Below are 19,572 nucleotides of genomic sequence, written 5' to 3' on the forward strand. Positions count from 1 at the left end.
GGAATGAAAATCGAAAAAAGGATTTTGAAAATCAACAAAGTTTTTGAAAGAGTCAATGTTTTATGTAATATGAGACACAAATATTTGTATAATAATATATTTGAAAAGTCATGTTAAAGGGGTAAGGTTACATGAAAAAACCTTATGTTATACTAATTGGAAGTGCATCAGGAATTGGAAAATCAACAATAGCTGCAGAACTGGCTAAAACATTAAACATAAAACATTTAATTGAAAGTGATTTCATAAGAGCAGTAGTTAGGGGAATTATTGGAAAGGAATATGCTCCAGCGCTTCATAGCTCATCGTATGATGCATATAAACACTTGAGAAATAAGAATCGTTATGAAAATTATGATGAGTTAGTTGCCGCAGGATTTGATGAACATGCAGCATCAGTCATTCCAGCTCTTGAGAAGGTCATACAAAGGGCAATCACCGACTTTGATGACATTATCATTGAAGGCGTGCATCTTGTGCCTGGACTGATAAACATGGACCAGTTTGAGGATGATGCAAACATCTATTTCTTTGTTTTGAGTTCCGATGAAGAATCACATAAGGAAAGATTCGTTAAAAGAGCTGTTCAAATACATAGGGGTGGAAAGCAGCTTGATTTCTTTAGAGAGAACAGAATTATCCATGACCACTTATTGAGACAGGCTGAAGCTCATGGAGTAAATATCATCAATGCGGAAGCCGTTGATAAGACACTGGATAAGATTCTAGCAATCATCAACAAGTCATGCACCACCGTCAATCTGATAAATAGCGTTGATGAACTGCCAGACGTCATTGACATCATCATAAAGAAAAACAACGGAAGCCTTGAAAAAGTTGTTTATAACATTAAAGGATTTAAAGAGCCTTTAGCACGAAACATAAATGTGTCTGAAGTTTCTGCAGCAGAAAAATTTATCAAAAACATCATTGAAAATGAAGACAAAAAAGAATATTTGACAGAATTGTATAAATTGTCAGAATACAGAAAAACAACCATCTGCGCTTCCAATCAAGAGAAATTAGATAAAATTATTGAAGAATTAACTGAAAAAGGATATGTTTTAAATGAATGAAGAAGAATTGAATGAAATGATTATCAAATGTCCCGTATGTTCCGTTGAAGGCAAAGCCAAATCCATAATGAAGGAACTTGAAATTCCACATTTTGGCAAAGTTTTAGAGACAAGCATTCAATGTCCCGAGTGCGGATTCAAGCACAGTGACATCATTGCCCTGGAACAGAATGACCCTGCAAAATATGTCCTTGAGATTAATAAAAACACATTGACCGTGAGAGTTGTAAGGTCACAGTCTGCGACCGTTTCAATACCAGAAGTTGGCATTAAGGTGGAACCGGGTCCAAAATCCGAAGGTTACGTGAGCAATGTTGAAGGAATTCTCAATCGTTTTGAAGATGCCACAAAAAAAGCACTTATGTTATTTGACGATGAGGAATCACAAATTAATGGAAAAAACACTCTCAATCAAATCCAAGAGCTTAAAAAAGGAAACGGAACTGCAACATTAATTATTCTGGATCCATTCGGACAAAGTAAAATCGTTAGTGACAGTGCAGAAATTTTAGAAATTCCTGAAGAGGAATTGAACGAATTAAAAACAGGTTTTAGTCATATTGAAGATAGTTAAGGAAGAAAGTTATTCTTCTTCCTCTTCATCATCCTGTGCTGAAAAAGTGAATGTGTCTTCTTCAACAACGTCTTTTAATTTTAAAGTTTTTTGAACATCCATAGCTAAAGCATCACAATCTGCTTTGATAGCATTTAAATGTAATAAAATTCTTTCTTTTTCTTGATTGATTCTTTCAATGTTGGTGTATGGGTAAGTTGATTCCTTAAGCATTTCATATTCAATTGTAGTGTATGGGTATTCATTCAATTGTTTACATACATTCTTTAAAACTTCGCCTAAGAACTTGTTCATTTCAACTTTTACTCTTTCCCTAATCATTTTGTCATCATCAAGATTTTCTTTCATTAACCTTACAACTTCTGCTTTAGCGAAAGGTAACTTTTCTTCATCTTCCTCAATGAATTCTTCTGAAGTTTCAATTATTTCTTCATCAGCCATAATTACACCTCGTTTATTTTATTAAGAATATTGATTCATGCCTTAAATTTTAAAAAAAATCATGAATTCACCAATATCAAGTAATACATTTATCAGAACTTTTATTTAAATGTATTGATTAAATTGCAAAAACGGAGCATTATTCGGCCAGTTTGAAGCATAAGTATAAAAATAATTAATCGTGAAATTAATAATTTTGATAGTTACAAAATTTGGAAAAACTCCTTAAAAAAAATAAAAATAAGTAGCAAAAATGCTACTTTAAATTATCTCCTCTTTGAGAAAGACATACCACAAGGTATCAACAATAAAAATACAATAGAAACCATCATCATTACCAAAGGATTACCTGAAATGTAATTTTGAAGTATGCTTTGATAAGGAGCGCTAATTTCCTTTTTAGGATTAGTTACATGATGATTTTTAGGAATGTCCTCTTTTTTAGGAATTTCAGTGACATTGACATCGACATCATCCTCATTGTTAGTTAAATCAGGATCATAATTGTCGCTTGTGACTGAAACCCTGTTTGATGCAACACCCGGTTTTTCGGCTATCGCATGAATGTCCAATGATGCGGAATCGCCAACATCAAGCTCATCAATAGACCACATATCGGTTGCTTCATCAAAATCACCATAGCTAGCTCTAAATGATTTTAAAACTAGAGAGTCATCCATAATCTCCATTACTTCAACGTTAGTGGCTTTATCAGGTCCGTTGTTAACCACCTTAATTGAATATTTAACCAAATCCCCTATATTGTATTTGTATTTGGAGACTGTCTTTGTAATTGACAAATCACTGGCAGGATTTACCAGTAGTGATTCATCATCCTCATTGTTGCTTAAATCAGGATCATATTCGGTTCCCCAAACATTTGCGTGATTTTCAAACTCGCCTGTTGCAACAATCTTACAAATCAAGTCCAAGGTTTTGGATTGGCCATTCATTAAATCGCCAACATACCAGAATGAATCCTCATACTCACCTTCGCCTTCGACTCTGATGAGCTGCAATCCATTTGGAATAACATCCCTTACAAATATGTCTGTTGCATCATTTGGACCGTTGTTTGTTACAGTCAATGTCCATTTGACGAAACTCAAGTAATTTGCTTCGCTGGCATTAATTACCTTAGTTATTGACAAGTCAGTTACAGGATTAGCGGATAATCCCTGACTGTCATTGTTGTTTGACATGTTCCAGTCGTATTCCAATGAAGATGCACTTGCAGTATTTATTATGCTTTCAAGAGTGTTCACTTCACAACGGAGCAATATGTATGCGCTTTCGCCATTGTCTAAAGAAGGTATGTACCACATTCCTTCATCATCGTAAACGCCTTTGCTGGCAACATAATCTATGTATATTAGGCCTTCAGGCAGATTTTCGAATACATACACTTCAGTTGCCCTGTCAGGACCGTGATTGACTACAGTAATGTTCCATTCAATGACATCTCCGAAATAAGGAACAGTTTCATTTACTGTTTTTATTACTTCAACATCACATGCATTCGGAACGAAAACGGATTCATGTGCTTTATTGTTTGATAAATCATGGTCATATTCATTGCCTGTGATATTTACAGCATTCATTATCTTTCCAGTTTTGTTGATATAGCAGATGATATCCAATGTTTGAACCTCACCTCTTTCCAGGCAGCAAACTGACCACATTCCATTATCATAGAATCCTTTGGACGCAGTGTAATTTACCAGTATCAATCCTTCAGGAAGGATATCCATTACATAAACACCTGTTGCCTTATCAGGGCCGTTGTTGGTTGCCATTATTGTCCATTTAATAAGTTCATGGTAATCTTCGATGCTTGTGTTGACCAGTTTTACCACTGAAAGGTCAGTTGCGTTTGGAACATCGATTTTCTGTGTATCATTATTGTTTGATTTGTTATAATCATATTCACGAGCTGAAACTGAAACGTTATTCTCGATTATGCCTGTTTTATTGACTTTAGTAATGATTACCAAAGTGGCTCTGGCACCATTATTTAATGTTCCAACATTCCAAATTCCGGAATTAGGATTATAATTTCCATTAGCACTAATGAAAACCAATGATTTTGGAAGCACATCCTGAACTTTAACATCATGAGCAACATCAGGACCATTATTGGAGACTGTTAATGTCCATTTAACCAAATCCTGATAGTTCGGTGCAGTTTCATTGACTGTTTTTTCTACAATCAAATCGCTTGCAGGATTAATCAGAATGGATTTTTCAGCCCTATTGTTTGACAAATCATGATCATACTCATTACCTGTTACGCTAGCGACATTAACAAAAGTTCCGGTAATGTTAACCCTAGTGACAATATCAACACTCTGTGACTGACCAACAGCCAAACTGCCAATGTTAATCACACCATTGCTGAAAGGTTTAGAAGAACTTACATAAACAAAACCTCTTGGCAATACATCACTAACTTTAACACCAGTAGCAACATCAGGACCGTTGTTTGTAACAGTTATTGTCCATTTTACCAAATCGGCAAAATTAGCTGCAGTTACATTCACCAATTTGACAACAGCCAAATCAGTTGCAGGTTTTACATCAATGGATTGGCTGTCATTGTTGTTGGACAAATCATGGTCGTATTCACGTCCTGAAACTGAAACATCATTTTTTATTACTCCAGTTGCATTAACTCTAGAAATAATGCTTAGAGTTGAAGTTGAACCTACATTCAAGGTTCCGACGTTCCAGATTCCAGAAATTGAATCATAATTACCTGTTGAACTGACAAATATTAAAGATTTCGGAAGCACATCCCTGACTTTAACATCATGAGCTACATCAGGACCATTATTGGCGACTGTTAATGTCCATTTAACCAAGCTGTTGTAGTTAGATTTTGTATCATTGACTGCTTTTTTAACGATTAAATCGCTTGCAGGATTAATCAGGATGGATCTTTCAGCCCTATTGTTTGACAAATCATGATCATACTCATTACCTGTTACGCTAGCGACATTAACAAAAGTTCCGGTAATATTAACCTTAGTAACAATATCAACACTCTGTGACTGTCCGACAGCTAAAGTGCCAATGTTAATCACACCATTGCTGAAAGGCTTTGAGGAACTTACATAAACAAAACCTCTTGGCAAGACATCACTCACTTTAACACCAGTAGCTGCATCAGGACCATTATTTGAAACTACCAAAGTCCATTTGACCAAATCACCGAAATTAGCAGAACTGACATTCACCAATTTGGCAACAGCCAAATCAGTTGCCGGTTTAACATCAATAGATTCGTCATTCCTGTTGTTAGACATGTCATAATCGTATTCACGTCCGGAAACTAAAACATCATTCTTGATTATTCCAGTTGCATTAGTTCTGGTAGTGATGTCAAGTTTTGCTGTTGAACCTACATTCAAGGTTCCCACATCCCATACACCAGTATTCGAATTATAATTTCCGGTTGAACTGACAAATATTAAGGATTTTGGAAGCACATCCTGAACTTTAACATCGTGAGCGACATCAGGACCGTTGTTTACAACAGTAATTGTCCATTTAACCAAATTCTTGTAGTTAGGTTTTGTATCATTAACTGCTTTTTCCACTACCAAATCGGCTGCAGGATTAATCAGAATGGACCTTTCAGCCCTATTGTTTGACAAATCATAATCATACTCATTACCATTTACACTACCAACATTAACAAAACTACCAGTGATATTTACCCTAGTAACAATATCAACGCTTTGTGACTGTCCGACAGCCAAACTGCCAATGTTAATCACACCATTGCTATACGGTTTAGAAGAACTTACATAAACAAAACCACTAGGCAAAACATCACTCACTTTAACACCAGTAGCTGCATCAGGACCATTATTCCTGACTGTCAATGTCCATTTAACCAAATCACCGAAATTAGCTGCAGTTACATTCACCACTTTAGCAATAGCCAAATCGGCAGATGGATTGACATTAACAGACCTGTCATCCTTGTTGTTAGATAAATCATAATCATATTCACGTCCGGAAACTGAAACATCATTTTTAAGTGTTCCAGTTGATTTGACTCTGGTAGTGATGTCCAATTTTGCATTTGATCCGACATTCAAGGTTCCTACATCCCATACACCAGTATTATGATTGTATTTACCTGCACCGGAATCGCTTACCCAAACCAGTGAGCTTGGAAGCACATCCTGAACCTTTACATCATGAGCAACATCAGGACCGTTGTTTACAACAGTTATTGTCCATTTAACCAATCTGTTGTAGTTAGGTTTTGTATCATTGACTGCTTTTTCAACCGCCAAATCAGCAGCAGGATTAATCAGAATAGACCTTTCAACCCTATTGTTTGACAAATCATAATCATACTCATTACCAGTTACACTAGCAACATTAACAAAAGTTCCAGTAATGTTAACTCTTGTAACGATATCAACGCTTTGTGACTGGCCAACAGCCAAACTACCAATGTTAATCACGCCATTGCTGTAAGGCTTTGAGGAACTTACATAAACAAAACCACTAGGCAAAACATCACTCACTTTAACACCAGTAGCTGCATCAGGACCATTATTCCTGACTGTCAATGTCCATTTAACCAAATCACCGAAATTAGCTGATGTTACATTCACCACTTTAGCAATAGCCAAATCAGTTGCAGGATTGACTTTGATTTTCTCATCATCATGATTATTTGTCATGTTATTGTCATATTCACGTCCTGAAACTGAAACATCATTTTTAAGTGTTCCTGTTGCTTTTACTCTTGTGACAATTTCCAATTTGGCTTTAGATCCGACATTTAAAGTTCCAATAGTCCATATGCCTGAATCATGATTATATCTTCCTGCTCCTGAATCGCTTACCCAAACTAATGAGCTTGGAAGCACATCCTGAACCTTAACATCATGAGCAACATCAGGACCGTTGTTTGTAACAGTTATTGTCCATTTTACCAAGTCATTGTATTTTGGCATTGATTGGTTGACTGCTTTAACGACAGACAAATCGCTTGCAGGTTGGACATTTATACGTTCTTCATCGAAATTGTTGGTTAAATTATGATCAAATTCATCGGAAGTTATATTTACGTTATTGACAATAGTTCCGGTTTTGTTAACAAGAGTGATGATGTTAACAACCATAACCTCTCCCACTGCCAAAAAGTCCACATGAAGAATGCCTGTTTTAGGATCATATTTTCCACCAGTGTCATCTTCCAACCAAATCATGCCTTCAGGCAGCACATCTGTTATGATGACGTTGGTTGCGTTGTTAGGCCCGTTGTTAGTGATATTCAATGTCCATACAACCACATCTTCATAATTGATTTCCTCATCACCCACAGATTTTCTGATTTTGTTGTCGACATGTGCAATAACCCTGAATGTTGTTGTATTGGTTATTGGCTTATAGTATGTGTCTTCAAAGTGTCTGGCGGTCACAAAGTATTTTCCGACTTTCAGATTGGTCAAGTTTTTCATTACTTCACCGAAACAGTTGGAGCTTAAAGTATTATTGTATGCTACGCTGCCGTCTTCATGGACAACTGTCATGAGCACATCAATGTTGTATTCACGGTCGTCTTGGTAAAGCATTCCGCTTGTTGTAGCTCCTGAAACTGGAGTTTCACCGTTAACGACAATTTTACGATTGTCAGCAGCATTATATATTGCATTGGATACTGCAAGGTTATCATAATCAGCGATATTGTTACCTCCGTAGATTATGGATTTTACCTCTTCGACTTCACCGTAATAGATGTCTTTTGCAAAAATCGGCAATGCATAAACCCAAGCCTGGTTTTCAAACAGGACATTGTTAATCAACTTTAAGTCGTCACCTGATTTGTCATAATATATGGCACTGCCGTTTCTAGCAGTGTTATAATAAAATTTATTGTTTTCTACAGTTGCCTGAGTACTATTGATATAAATAGCACCACCCAATCCATCATCAAGTTTATTCACATCAGGAATTGCCTCATTTGATTTGAATGATGAATCGTGGATTGTTGTTCTTTTCCCATTAACGAACACAGCGCCACCATCGACATTAGCAATGTTGCCATTGAATGAAGAGTAATCGATAGTCACTTCTTCTGCAACAATATGTATGGCGCCTCCAGTTTGGGAAACATGATTGTTATCAAATTTTGAGTCATGAACTTTGATGTTCTCACCGATCAATTGTGCTGCACCGCCAAGAGGTGCTGAATTGTCAGCAAAAGAACAGTTGTCAATTTTCAAGTCCATTATAATGTTATCTGCAAATCCGGTAGATAATGCACCACCGTAATAAACTGCAGTATTGTTTATGAAAGTGCAGTTTTTGATTGTTCCGGATGCATGGTAGGTTAAGGCACCGCCCTGTCCGGCAGAATTATTGATGAATACGCAATTCTGATAAACGGTGCCTGTACGGACACATCCTGCACCGCCATGAGCAATTTCATGTTCAGGATTAACGTAATTGTTTAAGAATTGGCAATTATATACATAACCGACAGAAACAGGGTCATCCAATCCTATTTGGATTGCACCACCGTAGTTAACAATACCATCACTGTCTGCATAGTTTGAATCAAAAATGCAATTTTTTATCTTCGTATTATTTCCGAATACACCTGCCGCACCTGCACTCCGGTCAGCCGAGTTTTTGTAAAACTTACAATTTTCAATTAGTAAATTCTCTGCACTATAAGCATTGTATGACGAATAAAGTCCGCCACCATTCAATGCATGGTTGTTCTCAAAAACGCAATTTGACACTTTAACATTCTTGGACTGGATATAAACTCCACCTCCAAGACCTGTTGCATACCCATTAATAAATTTAAGATTACTCAATACCGTTCCGGAAGTGGTATTTCTAAGAATCATAATCTGTGATGTACCCTTACCGTTCAATACTGCCTGTGAACTGGAAGTGATTGTAACCTTTTTGCTCACATATATCTTCTCGGAGCTTTTAGATGGAGTGAAAGTTCCTGACAGTTTAATTGTATCTCCGCTATTCGCATTATTAATGGCATTTGTTATATCTTTGAAAGTGCCCCCGTTTAATGTGTGGGTTGCACCTAAAACCACATCGTTCTGAACACTAGTTACCAAACTTTCATCAACATTATTCGAATTCAATATGTAATCTTGAGAATTTTCTAGCTTATCTTCAACATTTAATTCACTTTTAATTACATCCGCACTTTCATTCAGATCAGCTGCACAGACATCATCCATGCTCACGCCAAAGGAGGTGAACAGCAATACTATGAAAAGGGTTGCAATTAAAAAGTGTTTGCTAATAGATATTTTTTGACTATTTTTAAACATTTAAAATCACCTTTTTGTGAGGACGATTATAATACTATTAATTAGCAAATAACTATTAACCAGCAATTAAACTTTTTATTTTAGCCTAGATTTTAAAAATAATAATTTCACAATATTAAATTTAAGAATAAAAGATAATTCTTTAGACTGGTGTTTTTTAACCACCTAACACAAAATATTTTCATCCAAATATTTTGACTAGAATTACACAATTATTTCAATTTAACACTTCAAAATCAATTTTTATAAAAACCTACGAAATTAACTTAAAATAAAAGATAATCTTTGTAAATCCTCAAATATGCTATTAACTCCCAATGTATTTAAAGATTTGCTTCAAACAGATTTTAAAGCACTAAACAAAAAAAATATACTATGTTCAAGGAAATTTTACAAACAGATATGAAAAAAATATTTTAATTAAAAAGTTGATATGTATATATTAATCAAAGGGTAAGGTAAAAAAGATGAAAAAACAAATTGCTATACTATTATTGGCCATACTTATTGTTGCTCCAATGGTTCAGGATGTAAGCGCATCCAAAACCGTTTTCATAACATGCGACAACATTATAGACCACGACACTGACATTAAAATGTTAAACTCCATTAAAGGATACATAGAAGAAATTAGTGGAGGAGAACTCCAAGTTATTGTGGATAATCAGGCCCCCGCTCCGGGAGAGGGTTATCGTGCAATACAGGTAACAAGTGACATAAGCATATGTCTAGCAGCTGCAGATGGTGGAAATTACTTACAATTGGCGCGAACTTCAGCAAACTCAGACAAGCAATTCGTATTGATAAATACTGGAGATTACGACTTAGACAACCACAGCAATTACCTTAGAAGAGCGTGGGACGACAATTACTCCAATGAAAGTTATATGGGAATGCATGATCCGGGAACATTCCTTAAAAATTCCGGAATTTACTATGTCCAGCCAATCAAAGAATATCCGGACAACGGTAAAAACGGATATATAGACAGATATGATGAAGATATGAACAAAAAGATTGCTCAGGAAGTTGTAGACATTGTCAACGCACATGGAAATGATACAAAAATCCTAAGCGACAATATGATTGTGCGAAATACAATATCTCCCGGATCAATGGCTAATGCAAGCAAAGCATTTCTAAACAGCAACGACACTGAAATGAATGGAACCTACGCAAACTACACCGCACCGCAATTACTTTACCAGACCAGTTCCTACTTAAATGGAAACGGCCTTGACATACCTCGCCCATTTGATGCACCCGAAAAACCTCTTGGAATTTCATTTTTAGTCAAAGACAAATATTCAATCTATGATTATATGAAAATGGGAGGAATCGTTAGAAATTATATGGATGAACATGGACAGGCTCCGGACTCAATAGAATATGAAGGAGCACACATCAGTTATTATGACCTGTTATACAATTTTGCAAAAATCACACAAAATCATACTGATGCAAAAAATATGGGCTTCAATCAAGAATATGAATTCGAAAAAGTAAACGATTCAATATTACTGCACATATTCCCATTCATATTAATACTATTCGTATTATTCATTGCATATTTAGGATATAAAAGAATTAGAAGATTTTAATAAGAAAAATAATTAATTTACGAACAGAGGAAAAAGTTTATGAAAAGATATATCTCAGAATTAATAGGAACAATGGTTCTTGTTCTATTCGGTTGTGGAAGTGCAGCCATAGCAGGAACCGTATTAGGTAATGTCGGAATTGCATTAGCATTCGGTTTATCTATCATAGCTATGGCATATGTTATTGGAGACATCTCCGGATGTCACGTCAATCCTGCCGTTTCAATCGGTATGTGGATTGATGGAAGAATGGAAGCAAAAGACTTAATCATGTATATTGTATTCCAATGTATCGGAGCAATAATTGGTATTGCAATCCTTGCAGTTATCATTAACTGTGCTCCAAGCCTTGGAGGATACACAGTAACTGGATTAGGTGCAAACGGATTTGGATCCGCATCAAGCGTTGGACTTGACGTTATAGGAGCCATACTCGTGGAAATTATTTTAACCTTTGTATTCGTATTTACCGTTCTCGGAGTTACTAAAAAAGCAGAAAACAGTGCTGTTGCAGGAATTGTAATCGGTTTAACCCTTGCATTTGTTCACATCATGGGAATTCCATTGACTGGAACTTCAGTTAACCCTGCAAGAAGTTTAGCACCTGCACTATTCCTTGGAGGTCAAGCATTACAGCAAGTTTGGGTATTTATCCTAGCTCCAATTGTTGGTGCAGTAATCGCAGGTTTATTATACAAAGGACTAATCTCAGAGGATGCATAATCCTCTAAACTTATTTTTTTTAAAATTTAACACTGCCACAATACCTGTAACCCTTAAAGCTTTCAACATCATCCTTCATTTCAAATTCAAAATTATCCTCATTTGAAACATACAAATGTGCCAAAGCTATGCCTACATCAATAGGATTCCATTTTTTAAGAACTTGCCTTTTCAATATATTCTGTTTTACCTGAAATACATCAAATCCATCGCCTGCATGTTTGAAATACCATGGCTGCGAGTTGATGGCAGACGGCGCAAGCTGTGCAGGGATTAATCTTTCGTCTTCAAAATCACTAATATCCTCAAGTTTCTTTCTTTTGAAATCTGATAACTCCCTTGTCATCTTATCGGATTTTCCAAAGGCAATCAATATAAGAAAATCAGGGTTTTTCACCTTCAATGACCCCATACCGACCCAACAGCTGCCAATGCCTATGCTTTGCAGATACAGGCAAACCTGTTGGAAAACAAATCCGATGTTTTCAAGATAATTGTCCTTTTTTTCAGAATATAATGCCAGATAATATGGGGCGTTCCAGCGGGTGCGTATGTTGACTTCATCCTTTGTGAAAATTTCATAATAGTAATCAATGCCTTCATTTAATGGTTTGGCATTGGAAATGGCCTTTTCAATCAAATCCATATCAATTTCATCATCAAAATACTTGCGGCAAGATTTTCTAACATATATCTCATTAACCAAATTCATGAAACACCAACCTCATACTCCACTGAATTTTTTCAGAATAGGTATTTTACTAATTAAAATCGTCAATATCCATGATAAAATTATCAATAGGAATAATATCACAAAGAATAACTTATTTGAATGGATATGCAATAAATTAAAGAATTGATTTATCAAATAATGTGCATAATACATTCCATAACTGCACATACTGATTGAAATGATTATTTTTCCCACAACACGATTTTTGACATTGTTGAAAAAATTAAAATTTCCCAAATATTTTATTAATAAGAATAATCCCACTCCCAAAGTCACATGCAGCACATTCTCATAAAAAGGCAACATGTGATAACCAAGTTTCATTATACCTACAACAATGGTAATCAATGAAATCAGAAATACAACCACTCCAATAATACATATTGTTGAATCTTTTAGGTTAAATTTTTTGTTATCCAAGTAGTAACCTAAAATGACATATCCAATGAAACTTGTAAAATAATTTAAATCCAGATACGGCAATAATGGATATGAATCCATAGACTTCAAAATGATTGTGAAAAACCAAATAATTAAAAAATATTCCAAACCTTTCAAACCATATTCCCTTAAAAAGGAATTGATAACAGGAATAAATAAGTAAACTCCAATCAATGCCCAGATATACCATAAAATTGACGGATTTCCAGTAAATACCTTCCATGCATGTGCATAAGACCAATCAAAATAAAATAATCCGAAAATCATGATTAATGAAACCCAAAATATGAATGGATATATGATTCTAGAAAATCTTCTTTTAAAAAAATCGGATAATGTGTATTCCCGATTCAGCAATAATGCCCCACTAATCATGAAAAAAATAGGAACCCCAACTAAACCGAAATAATGTAATGTGACAAATGGAACTTTAATCAAACCAACATTTGAGGGATTGGCATACCTACCAACATGACAACAGATAACTGCAATAATTGCAATCGCCCTTAACACATCATAATAAAAAATCCTTTCTTTTTTAATTACCATATATTATAATATTATACTATGATTAAATATATTTTAAGTACCAAATAACTCAAAATTAAACTTCAAACGAAATTTTTCTAGGAACTATAATAAGAGTTATTTAAATTTAAATAATATCAAAGGGATAAATATATAATAAGGTGAATATATGAAAATTGTTGTTGCAATTGGAGGATCAATTTTACTTAAAGAATACGATTGTAAAAAATTCCAAGAATACAGTACCATTCTTAAGGATTTATCTAAAGAACATGAACTCTTTGTTGTTGTAGGGGGAGGAAAACCTGCAAGAGAATATATCGGAGTTGTTCGTGATTTAGGTGCTGGAGAAGCGCAATGTGATGATATCGGAATTGAAGTGACAAGAATCAACGCCAAATTATTGCTATGCGCACTTGGTGATGCAGCTTATCAAAGAGTTCCCCATAACTTCCAGGAAGCATTAGAATTTGCGGCCAGCGGAAAAATCATCGTTATGGGCGGAACCGAACCTGCACACAGTACCGATGCAGTTTCTGCAATATTAGCAGAATATGTTAATGCAGACAAACTCATCAACTTAACCTCTGTTGATGGAATGTATACAAAAGACCCTAATAAATTTGATGATGCGGAACTTGTTCCTGAAATTACCGCAACAGATTTGCTTGAATTTTTAAGCGGCAAAGATGTTAAGGCAGGAACATATGAATTTTTCGACACAACTGCAGTTCAAATGATTAAAAGGTCCAATCTGGAAACAGTCATAACCAACGGTTTTGAACCTGAAAACTTAATTAAAGCCGTGAAAGGCGAGACAATAGGTACAAAAGTCATTAACGAATAGGTGAAAAACGTGGAAAATCTCATTGACATCGGCTTAAATCTAATGCATTCCTCATTTAGAAAAGACAGAGTGGAAATAATTGAAGAAGCTAAAAAGGTTGGAGTGAACCAGTTCATCATTACCGGAACTAACCTGAATTCAAGCCAAATCGCAGCAGAATATGCTTCAAAATATCCTGGAGTTTTATTTTCAACATCCGGAGTGCATCCCCATGATGCCAAGACATGCAATGGACACACAATGTTTGAAATAGAAAAGATATCCAAGAACAAGTCCGTTGTTGCAATCGGGGAATGCGGTCTTGACTACAATAGAAACTTCTCACCACCGGATTTGCAAAGAAAATGGTTTGAAGCACAAATAGAAGTTGCAGAAAGAACAGATTTGCCTTTGTTTTTGCATGAAAGGGAAGCTCACACTGATTTATACAATATCCTAAAAAAACATGACAGCGTTGTTGAAAAATCTGTCGTTCACTGTTTTACAGGAACAAAGCAGGAAGCGCAAAATTATATTGATTTAGGATGTTACATTGGAGTTACAGGATGGATCTGTGACATGAAAAGAGGAAGAGACCTGCAAGAGGCAGTGAGTGTCATTCCTCCTGAAAAACTAATGATTGAAACAGATGCTCCATTTTTAATACCTAAAAACTTCGATAAAAAGCCTAAAAAGAATAGAAACGAACCAAAATATTTACCTCACATCCTCAATACGATTGCACTTTGCATGGGAATTGATGCAGAAGAACTTTCAAATCAAGTTACTAAAAATACTAAAGAATTTTTTAAAATATAGGAGATGAAAAAATGGCAGTAGAACCACATAAACATTGCCCGATATGCGGAACACCAATACCTTTAAATGAACTTGTATGCTCACCGGATTGTCAGAAAGTCTGGGATGCAAGATTAGCACAGAGAAAACGGTCCCAAATAATATTATATGTAGTCATTGCAATATTTTTAATTATTTGGGCAGTAATGACCTTTATGAAATAGGGATAAAATGATTTTAACCTCCGCTAATACATTAGAATCCAAAAAAATTCTAGACTACAAGGGATTGGTTACTGGAGAGTCATTAATAGGATCCAACATTTATAAAGACCTATTTTCCGGCGTTCGTGATGTAGTGGCAGGAAGAACCTCACAATACGAAGAAGAACTTGAAAAGGCAAGAAACATTGCTCTTAAAAGCATGGAAGAAAAGGCCGAAAGCTTAGGTGCCAATGCAATCATCGGACTTAAGATTTCTTATGATAACCTTGGAGGCACCATGGGGAATACCATTCTCGTGACAGCCTACGGCACTGCGATATCATACGAAGAAAATGAACTTTAGAGAACGTGAAGTGAAATTGGCTTACATTAAAGAAGCCATTGAATGCATCGCATTCGGTACTGCGGTTGGTCTTGGAGTCTATGGTTTTTTCCTATTTTTCCACATAGCAATATTCGGATGGAATTTAGGCCTTATTTTTGCTCCCCTTGCAGCAGGATATGCCGAAACATATATGGCAAACAGAATTATCGGAGAGGATATCGGAGCAATCAGTGCTTTCATACTTTTCATATACACCACATTCTATAGTTTCATTTTAAAAAATCCGACATTGGGAATCAATATCATAACCATAGGATCAATTGCAGTAATCCTGCAAGCAGCATTTCCAACTTTAATAAATTACATACTCTTGGTTGGAGGCCTAGGAATTGTTTCATATCTTTTGGGAATATTTTCAAGAATAACAAAATTCATTTCAAACAACATTAAAAAAATATACTATAGGATTGTTCACAACGAAGAGTACCAAATTAAAAATGAAACTACTCCAGTATTTGATGAAAAGAAAAGCAATGAACGAATAAACAGCCAGAATTTCTATTATGCAACGACCACTGACATTAACACTAAAAGATTAAGGAATATAGGCCAGTTTCATGCAACAGCCATCATCGAAAAGGACAAGCATCTAATCCATGTGGACCAGGAAAAGGCAGAACTCATTACATTAAACCGTCTTAAAGAAGGAAAAGATGAATGTTTAATCAAATTAAGTGAAAACATAAAATCTGCTGGTGGAAACGGAGTTCTTAATCTAAAAATTGATTATGGATTGATTGGACTTGGTGGAGACCGTTATCAGATAACTGCAATGGGCATGGGCATTTGTTTAAAATGACATGAGCCCATCTTCTTTTTTAAATAATAAAAAATAAAATCTATTTTTAAAAAGAGAAATAATGAATAATATTAAGTTTTTTTAACATTAAAGTTGTAAAAACATTTATATAAGGATTTAGACAAATAATTATCTACTCATTATGAATATATAATAAAAATTTTTACATATTCAAAATAAATTCTCATAATGAGAACATAAGAAGGTGTAAATATTTCGATTAAAAAAGCAACGTTATTGATTTCCGTTGCATTAATGTTCTTTTTATTGTTAGGAGCATCAAGCGCAATGGAATTAGATAATGTTACAAATACAGAAGATTCGAACTTAATGATAGATAATGAAAAATTATCTTCAAGCGAATTAGAAGATTCGAATGTTGTTTCCACAATTCAAAGCGATGAACCAGATTTGATTCAATCAGAAGCCAACTCTGTAAAACTCGCTGCAAACGGAACTACAACAAATGCAACTAAAGTTAAAACAAGTTTAAGCATAAATGCTGCTCACTATTCAAAAACAAATACTGTTTTTAAAGTTATCCTAAAAGACAATAATGGAAACCCATTAGGAAATAAGACTATCTCTTTAAAAGTCAACAGTAAAACATACAAAGCAACTACCGGAAGCACCGGCATTGCATATGTCACTGCAGCATCATTAAAGACAGGAACTTACAGTGTGACCGCAACCTACAATGGAGATGCGAATTACGTGAAAAGTTCCATTACTAAAAAGGTAAAAGTAGCTTCATCCATTTCTGCTTCCAATATGGCGAAGACTTATGGAGTAAGAAAATATTATACCGCTACTTTTTGGAAAGACAACGGCAAACTATCAAATACAACTGTGAAAATTACATTGAACGGAAAAACATATTCCGTGAAAACTGATTCAAAAGGTGTTGCACAGGTAGCCACTAATCTTGTTCCTGGAAAATATACTGTAAAAATGTATAATCCTTATTCAAAAGAGACTGTTTCAAAAACCATAAAAGTTAATAAAGACAGTTCTAAAATTACAGGAGCTAAAAACGCATACATACTTCCTAAAACAAAATATTCATACTCAATTACTTTGAAATCAGGACAGAATGCGGCTTTAAAAAATGCTAAAATTTACTTTAAATATAACTCTAAACAGGTAACTGCCAAAACTAATGCTAATGGAAAAGCAACAATAACAATTCCTGCTCTTTCCAAAGGCACTTACACATTAAGTTATCAATTTAAAGGAAACAGCAAATACAAAGCAACATCAGGTTCCAAAAAATTGTATGTACGTGATTCAACTACCACTTTAAAATCAAGCAATTTGAAGATGCAATATAATGATGGATCAAAGTTTTCCGCAAAAGCGACTGACTCTTCAAAAAAGGCTTTGGCAAACAAAACCATCAAATTTACTTTAAATGGAAAAACCACTTCTGTCACAACTGACAGCAGCGGCACAGCAAAGTTATCTGTTGGTGACTTAAAACCGGGCACATATACAGTTAAATATACCTATTCTACTGCAGGTTCAAAAAACTATAACATTAAATCAAACAGCATTAAAATCATTAGGCAAACCGTAACAATGAATGCAAACGATTTAGTGATGAAGTATAACGACGGTTCATCATATCAGGTGACTGTTAAAAATAAAACTGGAACAGGTCTTAAAGACATTACTGTTAAATTCACATTGAATGGAAAAAATACCAAAGTAACAACAGACGCCAAAGGTATTGCAAAATTAGCCATAAGTGAAGCCATCGGATATTATCCAGTAGACTTCCAGGTTGTTGACAGCTCATACTATACAACATCTAAAGTAACCAAACATATTTTAGTTAACGGTACCAAATTCCAGGCAAGTGATTTGACCCTTTCAGTAAATACTCAAGGTACATTTTCAGCTAAATTGATTGATGGACAAAGCAAGGCTGTTGCAAACAAAGACGTCAAATTTACTTTAAACAGTAAGACACAGTCTGTAAAAACAGATACTAGCGGTGTTGCAAAACTTACTGTCTCAGGATTGACAAAAGGAACTCATACTGTCACATATACTGACGGTTCCGCCAGCGGATCATCAAAAATCAATATTGTTGACCAGGTTACTTTAAAAGATATCATTACAGCATCACAAAATGTGAAAAAGTATATCGAAAACAATAATGAATTGCCTAATACCGTTACTATAGGAGGAGTGACTTACTCCACTGCAGCATACACATACTTGGCTTCACAGGCTATCATTAATTTGAAGGACAATAAAAAGTCAAACATTAATGTTGCTTCAGTATCCAATCCGTCAAACCCAAAAGCGGCATCAAATTTAGGTAATTTATATGATTATCTTTCAGTTGCAAAAAGTATTGTAAATACTGTGAAATCAAAAGGAGTAATGCCTGATTCCGTGAGTTCAAACCTCGGAGATATTGGATATAAAGGTTGGGTATATGCTGCCGCACGTGTCGTAGCATTTTATGATGATTATTCCATCATGCCTAATTATGTAACCATTAAAACCTTCAGCGGTTCAACTTCCAGTTCATTGAACTCCAAAAACACAATTACAAACCTTGCAGCTTATCTGAAATCTTCAACTAACTGTCAAGTGAACAATGCTAAAATCAAATCAGTAGTAGATTCACTTACTTCCGGATTGACAACTGATTTGGCAAAGGCAAGAGCAATATACAATTATGTGCGTGATTCAATATCATACACATTCTATTACGACACAAAATATGGTGCTGTAGGTACATTGAATGCTAAAAACGGTAACTGTGTTGACCAAGCACACTTATTGATTGCAATGTATAGGACCGCAGGCCTTGCAGCAAGATACGTTCACGGAACATGTACATTCTCAAGCGGAACATACGGACATGTTTGGACACAGGTATTGATTGGAGACACATGGATAGTAGCTGATCCGACCAGTGTTAGAAACTCATTTGGAAATGTTGTTAATTGGAATAACAATAACTACTACCTTAAAGGTTATTATTCAAGCATTGCATTCTAATTAACTTCCTTTTTTTATTTTGATTGATACATAATGATTGTGTTGATATATTGTTATTATTTGATTATCTT

Annotated in this window: 14 protein-coding genes; 10 read left to right on the forward strand and 4 right to left on the reverse strand. The window is 35.0% G+C overall.

The features are described from left to right. Positions 1-131 precede the first annotated feature (131 nt). Together Q0W26_RS07550 and Q0W26_RS07555 are read left to right on the forward strand one after the other, a co-directional pair. Positions 132-1,076 carry a 3H domain-containing protein gene (locus Q0W26_RS07550; RefSeq protein ID WP_298523674.1) on the forward strand — a complete coding sequence of 315 codons (945 nt, stop codon included), beginning with the start codon at positions 132-134 and terminating at the stop codon, positions 1,074-1,076. Then, on the forward strand, positions 1,069-1,650 hold the full coding sequence (locus Q0W26_RS07555; RefSeq protein ID WP_298523675.1) for a ZPR1 zinc finger domain-containing protein: 582 nt from the start codon (positions 1,069-1,071) through the stop codon (positions 1,648-1,650). The genes Q0W26_RS07550 and Q0W26_RS07555 overlap by 8 nt, the downstream gene beginning before the upstream one ends. Before the next feature lie 9 nt (positions 1,651-1,659). On the opposite strand, the gene Q0W26_RS07560 is transcribed toward Q0W26_RS07555, so the two are convergent. Further along, positions 1,660-2,091 (reverse strand): hypothetical protein, encoded by a 432-nt coding sequence (locus Q0W26_RS07560; protein ID WP_298523676.1) that lies wholly within the window; start codon positions 2,089-2,091, stop codon positions 1,660-1,662. A gap of 266 nt (positions 2,092-2,357) precedes the next feature. After that, positions 2,358-9,425 carry a hypothetical protein gene (locus tag Q0W26_RS07565; RefSeq protein ID WP_298523677.1) on the reverse strand — a complete coding sequence of 2,356 codons (7,068 nt, stop codon included), beginning with the start codon at positions 9,423-9,425 and terminating at the stop codon, positions 2,358-2,360. 467 nt (positions 9,426-9,892) lie between these two features. On the opposite strand from Q0W26_RS07565, the gene Q0W26_RS07570 reads away from it, so the two are divergent. Both Q0W26_RS07570 and Q0W26_RS07575 read left to right on the forward strand, forming a co-directional pair. Beyond that, positions 9,893-11,026 (forward strand): adhesin, encoded by a 1,134-nt coding sequence (locus Q0W26_RS07570; protein WP_298523678.1) that lies wholly within the window; start codon positions 9,893-9,895, stop codon positions 11,024-11,026. A gap of 39 nt (positions 11,027-11,065) precedes the next feature. Continuing rightward, complete coding sequence (locus Q0W26_RS07575; RefSeq protein ID WP_298523679.1) at positions 11,066-11,749, forward strand: MIP family channel protein; 684 nt, start codon at positions 11,066-11,068, stop codon at positions 11,747-11,749. 19 nt (positions 11,750-11,768) lie between these two features. Here Q0W26_RS07575 and Q0W26_RS07580 read toward each other — a convergent pair whose 3' ends face one another. Continuing rightward, complete coding sequence (locus tag Q0W26_RS07580) at positions 11,769-12,461, reverse strand: nitroreductase family protein (protein ID WP_298523680.1); 693 nt, start codon at positions 12,459-12,461, stop codon at positions 11,769-11,771. Positions 12,462-12,473: 12 nt separating this feature from the next. After that, entirely contained in the window at positions 12,474-13,472 is a 999-nt protein-coding gene (locus Q0W26_RS07585; protein WP_298523681.1) for an acyltransferase, read from the reverse strand. A 148-nt stretch (positions 13,473-13,620) separates the two neighbouring features. On the opposite strand from Q0W26_RS07585, the gene pyrH reads away from it, so the two are divergent. The 6 genes from pyrH (at position 13,621) to Q0W26_RS07615 (ending at position 19,501) form a co-directional block, all read left to right on the forward strand. After that, positions 13,621-14,298: a UMP kinase gene (gene pyrH, locus Q0W26_RS07590; protein WP_298523682.1), complete on the forward strand. Its 678-nt coding sequence runs from the start codon at positions 13,621-13,623 to the stop codon at positions 14,296-14,298. Positions 14,299-14,307: 9 nt separating this feature from the next. Further along, positions 14,308-15,096, forward strand: coding sequence for a TatD family hydrolase (locus Q0W26_RS07595; RefSeq protein ID WP_298523683.1), 789 nt, complete (start codon positions 14,308-14,310; stop codon positions 15,094-15,096). 11 nt (positions 15,097-15,107) lie between these two features. Further along, a complete protein-coding gene (locus Q0W26_RS07600) occupies positions 15,108-15,299 on the forward strand; it encodes a DUF2116 family Zn-ribbon domain-containing protein (protein ID WP_298523684.1) in 192 nt (63 codons plus the stop codon). 7 nt (positions 15,300-15,306) lie between these two features. Continuing rightward, positions 15,307-15,642 (forward strand): heavy metal-binding domain-containing protein, encoded by a 336-nt coding sequence (locus Q0W26_RS07605; protein WP_298523685.1) that lies wholly within the window; start codon positions 15,307-15,309, stop codon positions 15,640-15,642. Further along, positions 15,632-16,483: a hypothetical protein gene (locus Q0W26_RS07610; protein ID WP_298523686.1), complete on the forward strand. Its 852-nt coding sequence runs from the start codon at positions 15,632-15,634 to the stop codon at positions 16,481-16,483. The genes Q0W26_RS07605 and Q0W26_RS07610 overlap by 11 nt, the downstream gene beginning before the upstream one ends. 255 nt (positions 16,484-16,738) lie before the next feature. Next, positions 16,739-19,501, forward strand: coding sequence for an Ig-like domain-containing protein (locus tag Q0W26_RS07615; protein WP_298523687.1), 2,763 nt, complete (start codon positions 16,739-16,741; stop codon positions 19,499-19,501). Positions 19,502-19,572 lie beyond the last annotated feature (71 nt).

It is taken from the genome of uncultured Methanobrevibacter sp. (genome assembly GCF_947169325.1).
GTDB lineage: Archaea > Methanobacteriota > Methanobacteria > Methanobacteriales > Methanobacteriaceae > Methanocatella.

Excerpts from the sequence above, each read along its gene's own strand:
- Q0W26_RS07550 (WP_298523674.1), top strand. The coding sequence starts at position 132 with ATGAAAAAACCTTATGTTATACTAATTGGAAGTGCATCAGGAATTGGA.
- Q0W26_RS07555 (WP_298523675.1), top strand. The coding sequence starts at position 1,069 with ATGAATGAAGAAGAATTGAATGAAATGATTATCAAATGTCCCGTATGT.
- Q0W26_RS07560 (WP_298523676.1), bottom strand. The coding sequence starts at position 2,091 with ATGGCTGATGAAGAAATAATTGAAACTTCAGAAGAATTCATTGAGGAA.
- Q0W26_RS07565 (WP_298523677.1), bottom strand. The coding sequence starts at position 9,425 with ATGTTTAAAAATAGTCAAAAAATATCTATTAGCAAACACTTTTTAATT.
- Q0W26_RS07570 (WP_298523678.1), top strand. The coding sequence starts at position 9,893 with ATGAAAAAACAAATTGCTATACTATTATTGGCCATACTTATTGTTGCT.
- Q0W26_RS07575 (WP_298523679.1), top strand. The coding sequence starts at position 11,066 with ATGAAAAGATATATCTCAGAATTAATAGGAACAATGGTTCTTGTTCTA.
- Q0W26_RS07580 (WP_298523680.1), bottom strand. The coding sequence starts at position 12,461 with ATGAATTTGGTTAATGAGATATATGTTAGAAAATCTTGCCGCAAGTAT.
- Q0W26_RS07585 (WP_298523681.1), bottom strand. The coding sequence starts at position 13,472 with ATGGTAATTAAAAAAGAAAGGATTTTTTATTATGATGTGTTAAGGGCG.
- pyrH (WP_298523682.1), top strand. The coding sequence starts at position 13,621 with ATGAAAATTGTTGTTGCAATTGGAGGATCAATTTTACTTAAAGAATAC.
- Q0W26_RS07600 (WP_298523684.1), top strand. The coding sequence starts at position 15,108 with ATGGCAGTAGAACCACATAAACATTGCCCGATATGCGGAACACCAATA.
- Q0W26_RS07605 (WP_298523685.1), top strand. The coding sequence starts at position 15,307 with ATGATTTTAACCTCCGCTAATACATTAGAATCCAAAAAAATTCTAGAC.
- Q0W26_RS07610 (WP_298523686.1), top strand. The coding sequence starts at position 15,632 with ATGAACTTTAGAGAACGTGAAGTGAAATTGGCTTACATTAAAGAAGCC.
- Q0W26_RS07615 (WP_298523687.1), top strand. The coding sequence starts at position 16,739 with ATGTTCTTTTTATTGTTAGGAGCATCAAGCGCAATGGAATTAGATAAT.